This is a genomic window from Solibacillus isronensis, from assembly GCF_900168685.1.
In the GTDB taxonomy this organism is placed as follows: Bacteria; Bacillota; Bacilli; order Bacillales_A; family Planococcaceae; genus Solibacillus; species Solibacillus isronensis_A.
In genome coordinates, this window is record NZ_FVZN01000013.1 from 207,449 (window position 1) to 220,535 (window position 13,087).

Sequence of the window (13,087 nt, forward strand, 5' to 3'; positions counted from 1 at the left end):
ACTTCACATTTCTGTCAGACCTCCCCGGGTAAGCACATGCACTTTCACACCATCTATCCGCCTCATTTACTTGATATGACCTTCGACAGAAAGAGCTTTGTTTTGTAATGCAAACTCACTCAATCATACCTAGCCTTGTATGAGATTCGTGTTCCTCGGACCGGTGTTTTGCCTCCAGCTTCCTTCAGATTCCATGTCACCATGGACACCCTTGCTCTTGGCTAACCTCTACTTCTGTCTTCGTGGTTCGGGACTTACACCCTATAGTTCATGCACATGCCGGGCGCACATCAAAAGCCACAAACGCTGATATAACAACGTTTACGGCTTTTTAGTGTATTCCCAAACTTTTATTTGGGAACATTTTTTTGTATAGAGTTGTATTTATAATATTTAATTCCTTGTCATACTTAAGGTAGATTTAAATGATTAAATAGCTAAAAATTAGTGGTAACGATAGCAAAATTGCTGAAATGATAATGAGGGTTAAAGAAATTTTTTTTGATAACTTTTCTTTACCTTTCCCCTCATCCCATCCGTTAAATTGGTATTTATTTCGATACAATACATACATAAAAATGAAAATTGCAATCAAACTTATCCAACTATATTTTTCAGCACCATTATCCATATTTATATATATATTCTCAAAAACAGCACCTAATATTACAATAGGAACTAAAAAAATGAAGAAAATTCTAAGTAGTTTTAATAATAATTTCATTTAGCTCACCTAACTTTTTTTGTTAATATTACCATAAAAGAACGAAGGCTACCAAAGTGTCATTTGGGAACGTTATTTGAATAATGGGTGTATGTTGCACATTGAGTATTAATTAACAAAGTTATACACCAAAGTGAATCATCCATTTATCTCCTTTTATTGCCTCGGTTATTTTTTTCATCAATTCTTCTAGTTCTTCTGATTTGTATTCGTCATTTGCTTCACTAACAATATGTAAAAACTGTTTATGAGAACTCGGTGGTATCAATGTTATACCAAAATAGGCAAGGTTTTTATAAGGTCTATTTGTTTTATGTGCGAATGTATCTAACTGATGCATTTTTTCACCAAAATCCTTAGACATTAGTTTATCAAGGAAATCACCATCCACAATTATGCAATCATATTTTTCAGGTTCATAATGAATATATTCTTTATCTTTTTCTATACAAGCAACTATTCCAAACTCGTGAACGTAAGCCATATTACATCTCCCTCGTTTTACCTTAATATATACCTCTACTATCCTATATTCCAATGAATATTTATATAAAATGTCCAAAGAGGTTCCCAAAGCGATGTTTGGTCACATTTTGAAGTGTTTGTTGCACTAAGCATCCATTTCTAAATTTAGGTTACTTTTGAAAGTTTCTTTTTAATAACAAAGTAAGTTACTACACCTAAGCAAATGTAAATAATCAACATACAACTTCCCAAAAACATTGAGTTCTTAAATACAGTGGTTAGCGAATACATACTTAGTAATATATAGATTATTAAAAATACATATCCTTTCTTTCTACTTTTCACAAAGACAGAAGTAAAAATAGCCAAAATTAAACTGACAAATATTAAATGACTTAAAATGACCATTATATACATCAAAATACTAAACTCCACTAGTTATCCCCCAATCATCTCAAATAAAAGCAATTCCCTATTTTCAGCAAACTTGCTGCGTTAATTGAAGTATAACGTTCCCAAACCGACGTTTGGTAACATTTCTATGCCATTCAGAATAAGTGAATCGAACAATCCTATTCAAAAGAGTTTCTCACAGCATATCAGACACTTTATAAAGATCCGTTTAAAGCGAAAAATTCTCCAAAGACTTATCAATTTCATCATCAGTAATCCCTATATATTTCAAAGTAATGGATGGAGCCGAGTGATTAAATAACATTTGCAACGTTGCTACATCCTTGTTTCGCTTGTAATGATGATACCCAAATGTTTTTTTCATTGTATGTGTACCGATATCATCAAGTCCAAGAGCAGCTGCAGCTTTTTGCAAAGCCCTATACGCTTGTGTCGTAATGATTGGGCCATTTCCTTTTCGACTTGGAAACAGGTAATCTTCCTTCTGCATCCCCCGAATATAGCATATCTTATGGATGGTGCTAATTGGATGATTTTATATGGGAGTAATGTTGTTAAACTTTCTGGTAATATAGCTGTTATGATAGGGTACGGAACAGCTCAAGTTCAAGCATTTAAATCTAATGGATCTGTCCTTGGAGTTTATACTTTTGTAGTAAATAGATAATTTAAAATAGTAGATGAGATAAGGATTTCTTCAACTCATCTACTATTTTACTTTTATTAATTAATAGGTAATGTAACCTCTAACTCAGGAATATATTGAATCTTTGGTTCATTATTTTCATCCAATTGATATACCCCCATTTGATTTTCCTCATAAAGTCGTACATATGGCTTGAGAGTTATCGTTTTTGGAACGGCTTCAAACGGGTGGTACCGTAAATCCATAGTCTGAACGCTTCCATCTGTAGCATTCCAACCATTCCCATTAATTAAATTAAGTTTATTGCCTTGATCATCAAACATATCTACGCCTACACTCATTGATAATGGTGATAACGTGAATTTCGAGTTGTCAGTCAAAACCATTTGTGTAGTTATATTTGTCGTGATTGGTGTGAGTTTGATTTTTTCCACAGTAAAGCTAATATTCTCGTATTCTCGACTGACATTAGGTTGTAAAGTCATATAGTCTTCGATTTTTTTCACAGAAATATTAATTTTGAAAGGTTCGTTTATGAATCAGGTCATCTTCATAATTTTTCTTGAAACCTTTCCAAAACTGGTAACCCTTGTTTTTCTTTTTTATCAAATCAATACAGTAATGATGAGCTATTTTATACAACCATGCTGAAAAGGAAACAGTATAAGAAAAGTTATTAATATTCTCTAATCCCTTTATAAAAATATCTTGTGAAGCATCCTCAGCCTCTTCTTTGCTACCTAGCAAATAATAACAATAAATATAGATCTGTTTTTGAAAGCAACAAATTATTTCTGTATAGGCATAAACCAAGTTTTTCGTCAAACTCACGGCAAATCAATTCGCCCGTGTCGGAAGAAAGTGCACCGCCGTCAGAAGATAATTGAATCGAACGATTGGAATAATTCAGGTTGGTTACTAATAACGCTGCAGCTGCAAGGAAGATTCCCGCAATCCCGCAAATTTCCGGTCCGCCAACTTTTGCCACAGCATCAATCAGATCATTCGAGTCCGGCTTATTCAATGCAATCGCTTTTCGAATCACTTACGTTCGGTTTTTGATTCTTTACTGTCCTTAACGTAGAGACATGCAGAGGTTTGTAATGTGCATGCGCAATGAATACGATCTCAATATCCGGTAAGGTAATTCATCTAACAAACGCTTTTCTGAATTTTCCCTTTTATCTCAATGAAGTTTCATGTATACTAAAAACAAATTGAATAGAAATAACTAGGGGAGTCCAATAAGTTGGGCTGAGAAAGAAACACGTTGAAGTTTCTTGACTCTTGGGACCTGATCTGGATCATGCCAGCGTGGGGAAGTTAGCATCGTATTGTAGTCATACTACTTCTGTATACATATTAGCCGGGTCCGACCATTTATGGGACACCGGCTTTTTTATGTACTTCATAAGCTTTTTTAAGCTCCTCACTGTTATGTTCTATCTCTTGTCCTTATATTCAAAAAAAGGAGAGATTTATTATGTCAATGTCACCATCTTCATTAAACGAACAAAGTATTTCCATCATGTCTAATTTTTCAGGCAGCAAAAAAGTATATATAACAGGCTCTAGACCTGACATTAAGGTTCCAATGCGTGAAATCGAGTTAAGCCCGACAACTGGTACGTTTGGAGAAGAGGATAATCCTCCAGTACGTGTGTATGACACGAGCGGACCTTATACAGACCCTGATTATTCTGTCGATATTACAAAAGGTCTCCCTGCCCTTCGCAGTACATGGATTCAAGAACGTGGCGATGTGGAGGAATATGATGGTCGTGAAATCAAGCCTGAGGATAATGGTTATAAAGATAAAAACGATCCTCATGCCAATCATAACGTGTTTCCTGGTTTAAAGCGGAAACCGTTACGGGCTAAAAAAGGGAAAAATATTACACAACTTCATTATGCACGAAAAGGAATTATCACGCCAGAAATGGAATTTATCGCAATTCGGGAAAATTTGAAGCCTGAATTCGTACGGGATGAAGTTGCAAAGGGTCGCGCGATTATTCCTTCTAATATCAACCATCCAGAATCAGAGCCCATGATAATAGGTCGTAACTTTCATGTAAAAATTAATGCGAATATTGGCAATTCTGCTGTTTCATCTTCCATCGAAGAAGAGGTGGAAAAAATGACATGGGCAACACGTTGGGGTGCTGATAATATTATGGACCTATCAACAGGTAAAAACATTCACACAACACGGGAATGGATTATTCGAAATTCGGCTGTTCCTGTCGGTACCGTACCTATTTATCAAGCACTGGAAAAAGTAAATGGTGTTGCTGAAGACCTGACATGGGAGGTTTACCGTGATACATTGATTGAACAAGCCGAACAAGGGGTGGATTACTTCACCATTCATGCTGGTGTTCTTTTACGGTATGTTCCGTTAACAGCAAAACGTGTAACAGGTATTGTATCCCGAGGCGGATCTATTATGGCACAATGGTGTCTTCACCACCATAAAGAAAATTTTTTATATACTCACTTTGAAGAAATCTGTGAAATCATGAAAACTTATGATGTTTCCTTCTCTTTAGGGGATGGCTTACGTCCTGGTTCCATTGCAGATGCAAATGATGAAGCTCAATTTGCGGAATTAGAAACTCTTGGAGAACTAACAAAAATTGCTTGGGAGCATGATGTACAGGTGATGGTTGAAGGACCGGGACATGTGCCAATGCACCTTATAAAAGAAAACATGGACAAACAACTGGAGGTTTGTAAGGAAGCTCCTTTCTATACTTTAGGCCCTCTTACAACTGATATTGCTCCTGGCTATGATCACATTACATCTGCTATTGGAGCGGCAATGATTGGTTGGTACGGGACAGCGATGCTTTGTTATGTAACGCCAAAAGAACATTTAGGTTTACCGAATAGAGAGGATGTTCGTGTAGGGGTTGTCACTTATAAAATTGCTGCACATGCTGCTGATTTGGCAAAAGGGCATCCAGGAGCACATAAAAGAGATGATGCCTTATCAAAAGCTCGTTTTGAATTCCGTTGGAGAGATCAGTTTAATTTATCTTTAGATCCTGAACGTGCAATCGAATATCATGATGAAACTTTACCTGCTGAAGGTGCAAAAACAGCACATTTCTGTTCTATGTGTGGACCTAAATTTTGCAGTATGAGAATCTCTCAAGATATTCGTAATTTTGCAAAAGAAAAAGAACTTGATACAAAGGAAGCTATTGAAATAGGGATGAAGGAAAAAGCTGAACAGTTTAGGCAATCTGGTGGTAACATATATCAGTAACTTTCTTAGGAGGTTATTAGGATGAAGGTCGAAAAAATCGAAGAGGAAATTAATGAACTCAAAACTCACCTTGCTGTTTTGGAGAAAAGTTTAAAAGAAATCCAGCAAAATTGTGATCATCATTTTAAGGGAAATCAATATCATGAAAAATGTATCAAATGTAATAAAGTAAATGTTTTATATTATTAGTAAATAACAAGGGTCATAAGAAATAAGAGCTTCCATAAAAACCTTGCCTTAATTATTTTGTTAAGGCAAGGTTTTTCACTTTAACAAGTATAGATAGTTTAGAGGGTGAATTTTATTCTAAAAGCTTAATTATATAAATTCCTACTGTGATTAACCTGCTTTGGTTTCATTACTATCCTTGCATAAAAATAGACAACAAAACTCAACAAAGTCCCGAGTACCGTCAAGTTGTTTGATACTGGAATAAAGGAAGCGATCACACTCAAGATATTTAACGTGTAAAATACTAGGATTCCAAGTAACGCAACTGACATCACTATATTTTTTCTTACTAATTGTTTACGAATCATCGGACTGCCCACACCGCTAACGCTGTGCTTTGTCTCTATAACTTGATTAATTAAAGCATAAATTAAATATGCAATAATGATTCCAACTACTGCAAACCCAATCATATCATCCATTTTCATTTTCCCCGTTTCACTAATCTCCCGAATAAAATTCCTTTACTTTATTCGGCAAGATTTTATTCATAATAATGCCTGCCAAAGCCAAGCCAATCAAAATCACTCCAATTTCCAAAAGGTTTTTTAACCATGTGATTTCAACCTTATCCGTTATGTTGGATCCACCTATAATGATGAAAACAGCTCCAGCCCATGCCAATAAAAAAGCGGCACCAAATTGTAGCCATTCCTTTTTTGACAGCTGTTTAAAAGTCGCCCTATATTTATAAAATTTACGAATCGCAAAGATAAGCAAAAAGCCTGTCAGAATATAACCAATCATGATGATTCCCCCTGCTTTAAATTGTTTATGTATAATAATCCAGCGCAACTGTTATTTTAAAATGTTTGATTGTTGCCCATGACGAGACGATGAACAAAAACGAAAACAGAATAGAAGAAATCACCGCTAACCACTTAGCAACGATTGAAGTCGGATTAATAATAAGCTGGATATTTTTCAACAAGAAACCTGCACACATAATTTGAGCAATGATTAAGCTAATACATATAGAAATCGCCTTTGAATTCTCTTGTGCCATAACCGCTCTCCCATTTAATCATTTTTTTTATAATATAGCACATTCTAAAAAATAAATGGATATTTTATTGCAATAACAAACTAAGAATGCTTGGGAAATATAAAACGGAATCCTACCATTTAATGTACTAAAAGTATCATGAAACTATGAAAACATGCCTTATCCCTTTACTTCCCTTCTTCTATCATCCAGAATTACTAGTTAATAGAATGAAAATATTTTTCCGAAATATTAGAAGGGAGTGTATTTCATGATCCAAAAAACGATAAAGCGGAATAACGTACATATTCTTGGAAAAGGGAAAAAACCATTACTATTCGCTGCTGGGTTCGGATGTGACCAAACGGTATGGAATGATGTTTCTCCTGCTTTTGAAGAGGATTATCAAGTGATTTTATTTGATTATGTCGGGTTCGGTAATTCAGATATTACAGCTTTCGACCTTGAAAAATATGGAGAACTGTCCGGTTACGTGCAGGATCTATTAGATATTTGTGAAGCTCTCGATTTAAAGGATGCTGTTTTTGTCGGTCACTCGGTAAGCAGTATGATCGGTTTATTGGCTTCTTTATCGAAACCGGAATATTTTTCACAACTGATCATGATCGCTCCATCACCAAGTTATATTAACGATCCCCCATATTACGGTGGGTTTGAAATGAAAGACTTGCTCAATTTAATGGACCTAATGGAAAAGAATTATATTGGTTGGGCAAATGCCTTCTCGATTACATTATTAAATAATACAGCAAAAGCAGGCGTTTCAAAAGATTTGGAGGATCGCTTCTGTTCAACAGATCCTTTATTTGCGAATACGTTTGCAAAGGCTTGCTTCTTTACCGATAACCGCAAACAGATTCCAAAAGCTACTGTCCCGTCACTTATTTTACAATGTACGGAAGATGTCATCGCGCCAAGGGTAGTTGGCGAGTACTTACATGAGCATATGCCGAACAGTACGATTGCCTTTATGAATGCAATCGGTCACTGTCCGCATATGAGCGACCCGGAGGAAACAATTCAATTAATTAAAAATTATTTATTGGAGCAATCTGTTCCACTTATCGGTGAGGGCGTGGGAAATTTAAATGGATGAACTCATAGAAAACGCTCCGTGCGGGTTTATCACTTTATCTTCAGAAGGCGAAATTCTTACTATCAACAAGACTTTGCTGAATTTGCTGCACTATCAAACATCTGAGCACCTTATTGGGAAGCATTTTAATGTGCTGTTATCTCCTTCCTCTCAAATTTTTTGTCAGCTATATTTAGTACCTCTGATTAAAGTGAAGGACGCTGTAGAGGAAATGTTCCTAACATTACTAACTGTAATGAAAGAAGAAGTTCCTATATTATTAAACGCATCTGTACAGGATAATAATCAGCTGATCTGTATTATTTTCCCGATCCGTAATCGCAGTGCATTGGAAGACGCGCTCATTAACGCCAGAAAAATGACGGAAGATGCTTATTTAGAAAAAGAGCAGGCCCTTTTGGAATTAGAAAGAAAGCAACAGGATCTCGTTGAGGCCAATCAGATCAATACGAAAATCATGCGGGAAACGGAACGTGATTTACAGATTGCCAAAAAAATTCAGGAAACTGCATTAACGAAAGACATCATCAATGACAATATTCAGATTCTGTCCTATTATCATGCATCCAAAGCATTATCCGGCGATATTTTCGGTTTTTATCAAATAACGCCGCAAAAATACGGCATTATTTTACTGGATGTTATGGGGCACGGGGTATCATCTGCTTTAATCACGATGTCTCTTCAATCGATGTTCCAGAAGTTAATATCGCAGGAAGCCGCACCTGAAAGGGTATTACAGGAGCTGGATCAGTACTTGCACGAATTATTTCAAAACAATCAGGATGCCTGGCACTACTGCACAGCAATTTATCTGACTATCGATATCAGCACACAGGCGATCGAATATATTAATGCCGGCCACCCTCCTGCTATTTTACAGGAAGTCAATGGTGCCCAACATGAGCTCGGTGCAACAAACCCGCCATTAGGCTTGTTTGAAAACATTTTGTATAAATCAAGAACATTCCATTATAAGAGTGGGACAAGAATACTTCTGTATACAGATGGGGTTTCCGAAACGTTTGAGTTAAATACTTTGAATCATTTACTGCACGATACAATTTGGAGTCCATTGGTAAAGACAAAAGAGACCATTCAACATGCGCTCGAAAACAAAGAAAATATTTATAGTAAATATAATCATGATGACCAATGTTTTATATTGGTTGAATTATAAAAAAACAGCGGGAGAAAGATTCCCGCTGTTTTTACTTTTCCAATTAGGCTACGAGTATTAGATAAAAATATATAAATCCAGTTATTCTTTAATGTCCTTCATTTTGCTGATAAGCTTTTCTAACCAGTGTAATTCATTCGCAATGTTATTTGAATAATAAGAATGGACAAAATCAACTTGATCTCTCATTGAATCGTCTATTTGGATTTGGTTGTAAATTACCTGAAATTGTTCTTGTTTCTCTTTTAACACTTCAAGTTTTTTCTCTAAAATAGGGATGACGCGAGCATTTTCCACATGTTGTAAAAACATGATGCCTACAAGCATTTCTGAAATATTTTTCGCCTTTTCAAATAGTTCATAAATCTTGTTCGGCAGTTGTTCACGACCCTTGTCAGTAATCGCAAAAACTTGCTTGTCTGGACGATGATCTTCTTTAATGATCTCACGTGGTTCGACAAGTCCTTGCTTTGTTAGGGATTCAAAATGGTAATAAAGTTTACTTTCTGTTAAATTGCCCATTTTATCGAACGGAATTGGCTCCGATAATTTCTTTTTCAACTTATAAGGATAATTTTCCCCTTCTGTTAACTTACTTAAAATATATATTTGAATCGACATGAGGCACCTCCTATTTTACTGTACTGAACAAATAATAAAGCTTCAACCTCTTACGATGATTGAAGCTTTTATTTCTATACTTTTAAGATTGATGTGCTACATTTACCGATACATTTTTAGGTACATCTACAGATTTTTCTACAGGAACTTTTTTGTGTATAAATGTAACGATTAATGCATTAATCAGTACTGCAACTACACCTACTAACACTAAGCCCCATAGGAATGGTGCTTGCTCCGTTGAACCGAACATTACTGCAAAGTAAGATTGCACTGAATGATACATTGGTGTGATATAGCTTACGATATCGAAATAGCTGTACATCATATCACGTGGCATTGTTGCTCCATTGGCAATTGTTTGTGACAGTAATACCGGAATATTTAAAATCATCCCTGCTTCACCAATTAAGAATGTGAAGATTGCACAGAAGTTAAAGGCAACCATGTATAGCAATACTTGCTGGCCGTAAATTTTGAAAATAGCATCTATATCTAAGTCTGCAATTAAGAATGCAATACCTACTGCGAAAATAGATGAAACAATGGCAATGATAAGTGCTGATAATTGTACATAACCGAAAAGTTTCGCTCTTGATGCTTTTCCTTTGCTTTGATTGAAGGCTTGTACTAACTGCATCGCTGCAATCATAGCCCCTACATAACAAGCCATTGTTAAGAACATCGGTAACATGTTGTTGTGCATTCCATCTGGTATATCGTTCATGATAACATAGTTACCTACATAAGCCTGGTCAATTTGTGCTGCAATTGCATCTGCCTGCTCTTCAGGTACATTCATGTTAAGAAGAACGCCTTTAGCAGTTTGTGTGGAAAAGCTTGCACTTAATTGGTCATTAATTTCTGTTACGACTGACTTCATTGAAGATGATACCATTGTGGCACTTGCTTCATTCACTGTGAAATCGATTTGAGCTGGCTTACCGGATTGTGCATTCTCAGAAAAGCTTTCCGGGATGTGAATGACTAACGCATATTTGTTGTCCCCTAATTTATCTAGTGCTTTTTCATTTGAAATATTAGTTGTGATTTCAAATGGTAAACTTTCTGCTAGCTGATCTGCAATTTGAGTTCCTGCTTCACCTTTGTCATCATTTACAAGTGCAATTTTCAGTTCATCCATATTGCCGGGTAATGCCGTGTAACCTAGTAAGAAGATTAATAGCATTGCGACCGCATAGAAAATACCCATAAAGACCGAAGCACCAAAACCTTGTAAACGTGTAAACTGTTTAAATTTCATTCTTTACTTCCCTTCTCAATTCCTACTCAATTTAATGTACTCTAATTAAAGTACTTAACTTTAACTATAATAACCCATTATTTCAGGAAAGTAAACAAAGTGTTTTTACTTTGAACTAAAAATTATAATTTGTCATGATTAAACCGCCTTTCAAATATATGAAGGCGGTTTTTAATGTCATGAGCAGGTCTTTAATATAAAGTTGGAGTTGGAGGAGAACAGTGGTAGTTAACAATATCATTTAAAGCAATTGAATATTGATTCCATCTTCCACCGAAAAATCTAAAACCATAAACTCTGGATTCTCCGACAGCTGTTAGGTAAAACCAAAAATTATCATTATTTCTTAGCCACATATACGTGAAACGGTATATACAATTTTGAATACCTCTAGGATTTTGGCCATAGTGAGGCATTTGTTCCATATTTTGCATCAGGCAAGGTACACTCCTTTTGAAATTAGACATTTAACCAATTTATGCTTAGGAGGAACGTTTGGGTTGGATACTCGCCCTGATTAGTGTATGAAATATTTCCGAAATAGAAAAAGGAAATGCTTCATTCAAAATAGGAAGCATCTCCTTTTTTCCGTTAATAAGTAGTTACCTTAACTGCTTTTTGAGCCGAGTAAATCCAGCGCTGCCACCAGGACATGGTATCCTGATATTCCTCTACATCCACAGTGTAGAGCGCATCTTCATTTTTCCAAAGTCGTTCAAAATATCGTTCCATATCCAATACGAGCGCGCTATCATTTGGAGCGAGGATTCGTACATTATTCTCTAAATTGTAATTATCCAATGTTCGTTCCGTATAGTTGGAAGAACCGCTTGAAATGATTGTTTGTTCCGCTGTTTGAATCCAAATGGCTTTTGTATGGTATTGGCCAACTACGGTATTGTACCAACGAATGTTAATTTGTTCATTTGTATCCTCAAGCAGCTCGTTCACAACCGGCCGATTCGGCAGACCGGACTTTTCCTGGCCAAATGAGTTTTCGTTTGGATCTAGTATCATATTCACTTCCACACCACGGTTTACTGCATCTGTTAAAGCGTTCACAATGCCGCGCTGGGCAATAAAGAACATGCCAACCCAAATTTTATCTCCTTCTTTTGTCTCCTCCAGATCTTCAAGCAAGGCGTCCAAAACTTTCTTCTCGGTCAAATATTGTACAGCATACTGACCGTCATCTTGCTGGGGAATCTCCGCCCTCGGCAATTTTGGACCGTCCGACATGAGCGACACCGCTTCTTCTGCCTCCAGAATATCGTTTATGACTGGCCCCGTTACTTTCAAAGCAAGATTTCCATGGAAGCCACTTGCATCATGTGGGTTTGACGATGTGATAATCGCTTCCTTTTCCGAAACGGCTGCTTTGCGGTGATTGGCTTTTACATTGAGCAGTTCCAAATAGGAAGATGCGGTCATTTTTGGCGCTTTGCTCGACATGGCATTGCCAATCCATCCTTTATCTTCGTGGTCGAACCATTGAAAAAATAATCGATATAAGCCCGAATAGATCGGCGTGGAATCCCTTAGTGGTTCTAAATCCGTATAAACAATTTCTACCCCGGCTTCACGCATCTTCTTGAACCACGGCGTTTCATAAGAGCCATAGCCCTTATTTAGCGGATCGGTGATAAAAATAACCGGCATATCGGGATTGTTTTTCTTTTTCTCGGCAAGCTTGTCAGAGAGGCTATCCGCGATTTTCGGGAAATCTTCTTTTTCATCGAAATACCCATCCATCAAAAAGAAATCCATCACGACAAACTGTTCGGCTTCATCAATCAATGTATAAACTTCATCAAATATATGATTATCATGTTTTCGATCCGTTCCATCTTGGTCTTGCGCATAAGTTAAATCCGTGATCATTTCAATATTGTCTGTTTTATGTAATTCCCCTTCATAGGAAATACCTTTCGGCAACGGTTTATATGTATGCCATAACATTACCCCTATATATAGCAAAATCAAAAGAAGTATAAGAACGCTTATAACCTTTTTTCTGCGACTCCAGCTGTCCCATTTCTTCTGAACTTTTTTCATTGAAATTCCCCCAATACTCTTGTACTTCAAGTTCCCGCGCACAAGCAAATTTAAACAGCGCTTGCTTGTGTGGGGAGGCTGGAAATTTCAGGTAATTATCAAGTCTGATTA

General features: G+C 36.4%; 16 protein-coding genes, 1 pseudogene and 1 riboswitch. Of the genes and pseudogenes, 4 read left to right on the top strand and 13 right to left on the bottom strand.

Annotated features, from left to right (window positions below; all coding sequences use genetic code 11):
* Window positions 1-421 precede the first annotated feature (421 nt).
* The 6 genes and pseudogenes from B5473_RS07620 to B5473_RS21200 all read right to left on the bottom strand — a co-directional run bounded on the left by B5473_RS07620 (window position 422) and on the right by B5473_RS21200 (window position 3,294).
* Complete coding sequence (locus tag B5473_RS07620; protein WP_079524331.1) at window positions 422-724, bottom strand: hypothetical protein; 303 nt, start codon at window positions 722-724, stop codon at window positions 422-424.
* Window positions 725-845: 121 nt separating this feature from the next.
* Window positions 846-1,208, bottom strand: a complete 363-nt coding sequence (locus B5473_RS07625) for a hypothetical protein (protein ID WP_079524332.1) — start codon at window positions 1,206-1,208, stop codon at window positions 846-848.
* A gap of 603 nt (window positions 1,209-1,811) precedes the next feature.
* A pseudogene (locus B5473_RS07635) lies at window positions 1,812-2,105 on the bottom strand (tyrosine-type recombinase/integrase); the annotation flags it as partial.
* Between the two features lie 221 nt (window positions 2,106-2,326).
* Window positions 2,327-2,755, bottom strand: coding sequence for a DUF5643 domain-containing protein (locus B5473_RS07640; protein WP_139377711.1), 429 nt, complete (start codon window positions 2,753-2,755; stop codon window positions 2,327-2,329).
* A gap of 7 nt (window positions 2,756-2,762) precedes the next feature.
* On the bottom strand, window positions 2,763-3,080 hold the full coding sequence (locus B5473_RS07645) for an RNA polymerase sigma factor (RefSeq protein ID WP_079524335.1): 318 nt from the start codon (window positions 3,078-3,080) through the stop codon (window positions 2,763-2,765).
* Window positions 2,986-3,294 (bottom strand): nicotinate-nucleotide--dimethylbenzimidazole phosphoribosyltransferase, encoded by a 309-nt coding sequence (locus tag B5473_RS21200; RefSeq protein ID WP_439848469.1) that lies wholly within the window; start codon window positions 3,292-3,294, stop codon window positions 2,986-2,988. The genes B5473_RS07645 and B5473_RS21200 overlap by 95 nt, the downstream gene beginning before the upstream one ends.
* A 178-nt stretch (window positions 3,295-3,472) precedes the next feature.
* Window positions 3,473-3,587: riboswitch (TPP riboswitch) on the top strand.
* 151 nt (window positions 3,588-3,738) lie between these two features.
* Here B5473_RS21200 and thiC point away from each other — a divergent pair.
* Both thiC and B5473_RS07655 read left to right on the top strand, forming a co-directional pair.
* Complete coding sequence (gene thiC / locus B5473_RS07650) at window positions 3,739-5,523, top strand: phosphomethylpyrimidine synthase ThiC (protein ID WP_079524518.1); 1,785 nt, start codon at window positions 3,739-3,741, stop codon at window positions 5,521-5,523.
* Window positions 5,524-5,544: 21 nt separating this feature from the next.
* Window positions 5,545-5,712 (top strand): serine protease, encoded by a 168-nt coding sequence (locus B5473_RS07655; protein WP_079524336.1) that lies wholly within the window; start codon window positions 5,545-5,547, stop codon window positions 5,710-5,712.
* Between the two features lie 125 nt (window positions 5,713-5,837).
* Here the strand turns inward: B5473_RS07655 and B5473_RS07660 are convergent, their stop codons facing one another.
* From B5473_RS07660 to B5473_RS07670, 3 genes are read right to left on the bottom strand one after another with little or no spacing between them, the layout of a single operon-like run.
* Complete coding sequence (locus B5473_RS07660) at window positions 5,838-6,176, bottom strand: 4-aminobutyrate aminotransferase (RefSeq protein WP_079524337.1); 339 nt, start codon at window positions 6,174-6,176, stop codon at window positions 5,838-5,840.
* Window positions 6,177-6,195: 19 nt separating this feature from the next.
* The gene (locus B5473_RS07665; protein ID WP_079524338.1) at window positions 6,196-6,501 is read right to left on the bottom strand and encodes a hypothetical protein; all 306 of its coding nucleotides are present in this window, start codon (window positions 6,499-6,501) and stop codon (window positions 6,196-6,198) included.
* Between the two features lie 25 nt (window positions 6,502-6,526).
* A complete protein-coding gene (locus B5473_RS07670; protein WP_079524339.1) occupies window positions 6,527-6,760 on the bottom strand; it encodes a hypothetical protein in 234 nt (77 codons plus the stop codon).
* Between the two features lie 250 nt (window positions 6,761-7,010).
* Here B5473_RS07670 and B5473_RS07675 point away from each other — a divergent pair, with 250 nt between their 5' ends.
* Window positions 7,011-7,856, top strand: coding sequence for an alpha/beta fold hydrolase (locus B5473_RS07675; RefSeq protein WP_079524340.1), 846 nt, complete (start codon window positions 7,011-7,013; stop codon window positions 7,854-7,856).
* Window positions 7,849-9,036, top strand: coding sequence for a SpoIIE family protein phosphatase (locus tag B5473_RS07680; RefSeq protein ID WP_079524341.1), 1,188 nt, complete (start codon window positions 7,849-7,851; stop codon window positions 9,034-9,036). The genes B5473_RS07675 and B5473_RS07680 overlap by 8 nt, the downstream gene beginning before the upstream one ends.
* Window positions 9,037-9,117: 81 nt before the next feature.
* On the opposite strand, the gene B5473_RS07685 is transcribed toward B5473_RS07680, so the two are convergent.
* From B5473_RS07685 to B5473_RS07700, 4 genes are all read right to left on the bottom strand, one after another.
* Entirely contained in the window at window positions 9,118-9,657 is a 540-nt protein-coding gene (locus B5473_RS07685; protein WP_079524342.1) for a PadR family transcriptional regulator, read from the bottom strand.
* Window positions 9,658-9,739: 82 nt separating this feature from the next.
* The gene (locus B5473_RS07690; RefSeq protein WP_079524343.1) at window positions 9,740-10,921 is read right to left on the bottom strand and encodes a YhgE/Pip domain-containing protein; all 1,182 of its coding nucleotides are present in this window, start codon (window positions 10,919-10,921) and stop codon (window positions 9,740-9,742) included.
* A 191-nt stretch (window positions 10,922-11,112) separates the two neighbouring features.
* A complete protein-coding gene (locus B5473_RS07695; RefSeq protein WP_079524344.1) occupies window positions 11,113-11,355 on the bottom strand; it encodes a hypothetical protein in 243 nt (80 codons plus the stop codon).
* Between the two features lie 157 nt (window positions 11,356-11,512).
* Window positions 11,513-12,976 carry a phospholipase D family protein gene (locus tag B5473_RS07700; RefSeq protein WP_079524345.1) on the bottom strand — a complete coding sequence of 488 codons (1,464 nt, stop codon included), beginning with the start codon at window positions 12,974-12,976 and terminating at the stop codon, window positions 11,513-11,515.
* Window positions 12,977-13,087 lie beyond the last annotated feature (111 nt).

Bases quoted from the DNA above. Each gene is read 5' to 3' on its own strand.
- B5473_RS07675 (WP_079524340.1), top strand. From the start codon at position 7,011: ATGATCCAAAAAACGATAAAGCGGAATAACGTACATATTCTTGGAAAA.
- B5473_RS07660 (WP_079524337.1), bottom strand. From the start codon at position 6,176: ATGGATGATATGATTGGGTTTGCAGTAGTTGGAATCATTATTGCATAT.
- B5473_RS07700 (WP_079524345.1), bottom strand. From the start codon at position 12,976: ATGAAAAAAGTTCAGAAGAAATGGGACAGCTGGAGTCGCAGAAAAAAG.
- B5473_RS07680 (WP_079524341.1), top strand. From the start codon at position 7,849: ATGGATGAACTCATAGAAAACGCTCCGTGCGGGTTTATCACTTTATCT.
- B5473_RS07685 (WP_079524342.1), bottom strand. From the start codon at position 9,657: ATGTCGATTCAAATATATATTTTAAGTAAGTTAACAGAAGGGGAAAAT.
- B5473_RS07690 (WP_079524343.1), bottom strand. From the start codon at position 10,921: ATGAAATTTAAACAGTTTACACGTTTACAAGGTTTTGGTGCTTCGGTC.
- B5473_RS07655 (WP_079524336.1), top strand. From the start codon at position 5,545: ATGAAGGTCGAAAAAATCGAAGAGGAAATTAATGAACTCAAAACTCAC.
- B5473_RS07620 (WP_079524331.1), bottom strand. From the start codon at position 724: ATGAAATTATTATTAAAACTACTTAGAATTTTCTTCATTTTTTTAGTT.
- B5473_RS07625 (WP_079524332.1), bottom strand. From the start codon at position 1,208: ATGGCTTACGTTCACGAGTTTGGAATAGTTGCTTGTATAGAAAAAGAT.
- B5473_RS07695 (WP_079524344.1), bottom strand. From the start codon at position 11,355: ATGCAAAATATGGAACAAATGCCTCACTATGGCCAAAATCCTAGAGGT.
- thiC (WP_079524518.1), top strand. From the start codon at position 3,739: ATGTCACCATCTTCATTAAACGAACAAAGTATTTCCATCATGTCTAAT.
- B5473_RS07665 (WP_079524338.1), bottom strand. From the start codon at position 6,501: ATGATTGGTTATATTCTGACAGGCTTTTTGCTTATCTTTGCGATTCGT.
- B5473_RS07670 (WP_079524339.1), bottom strand. From the start codon at position 6,760: ATGGCACAAGAGAATTCAAAGGCGATTTCTATATGTATTAGCTTAATC.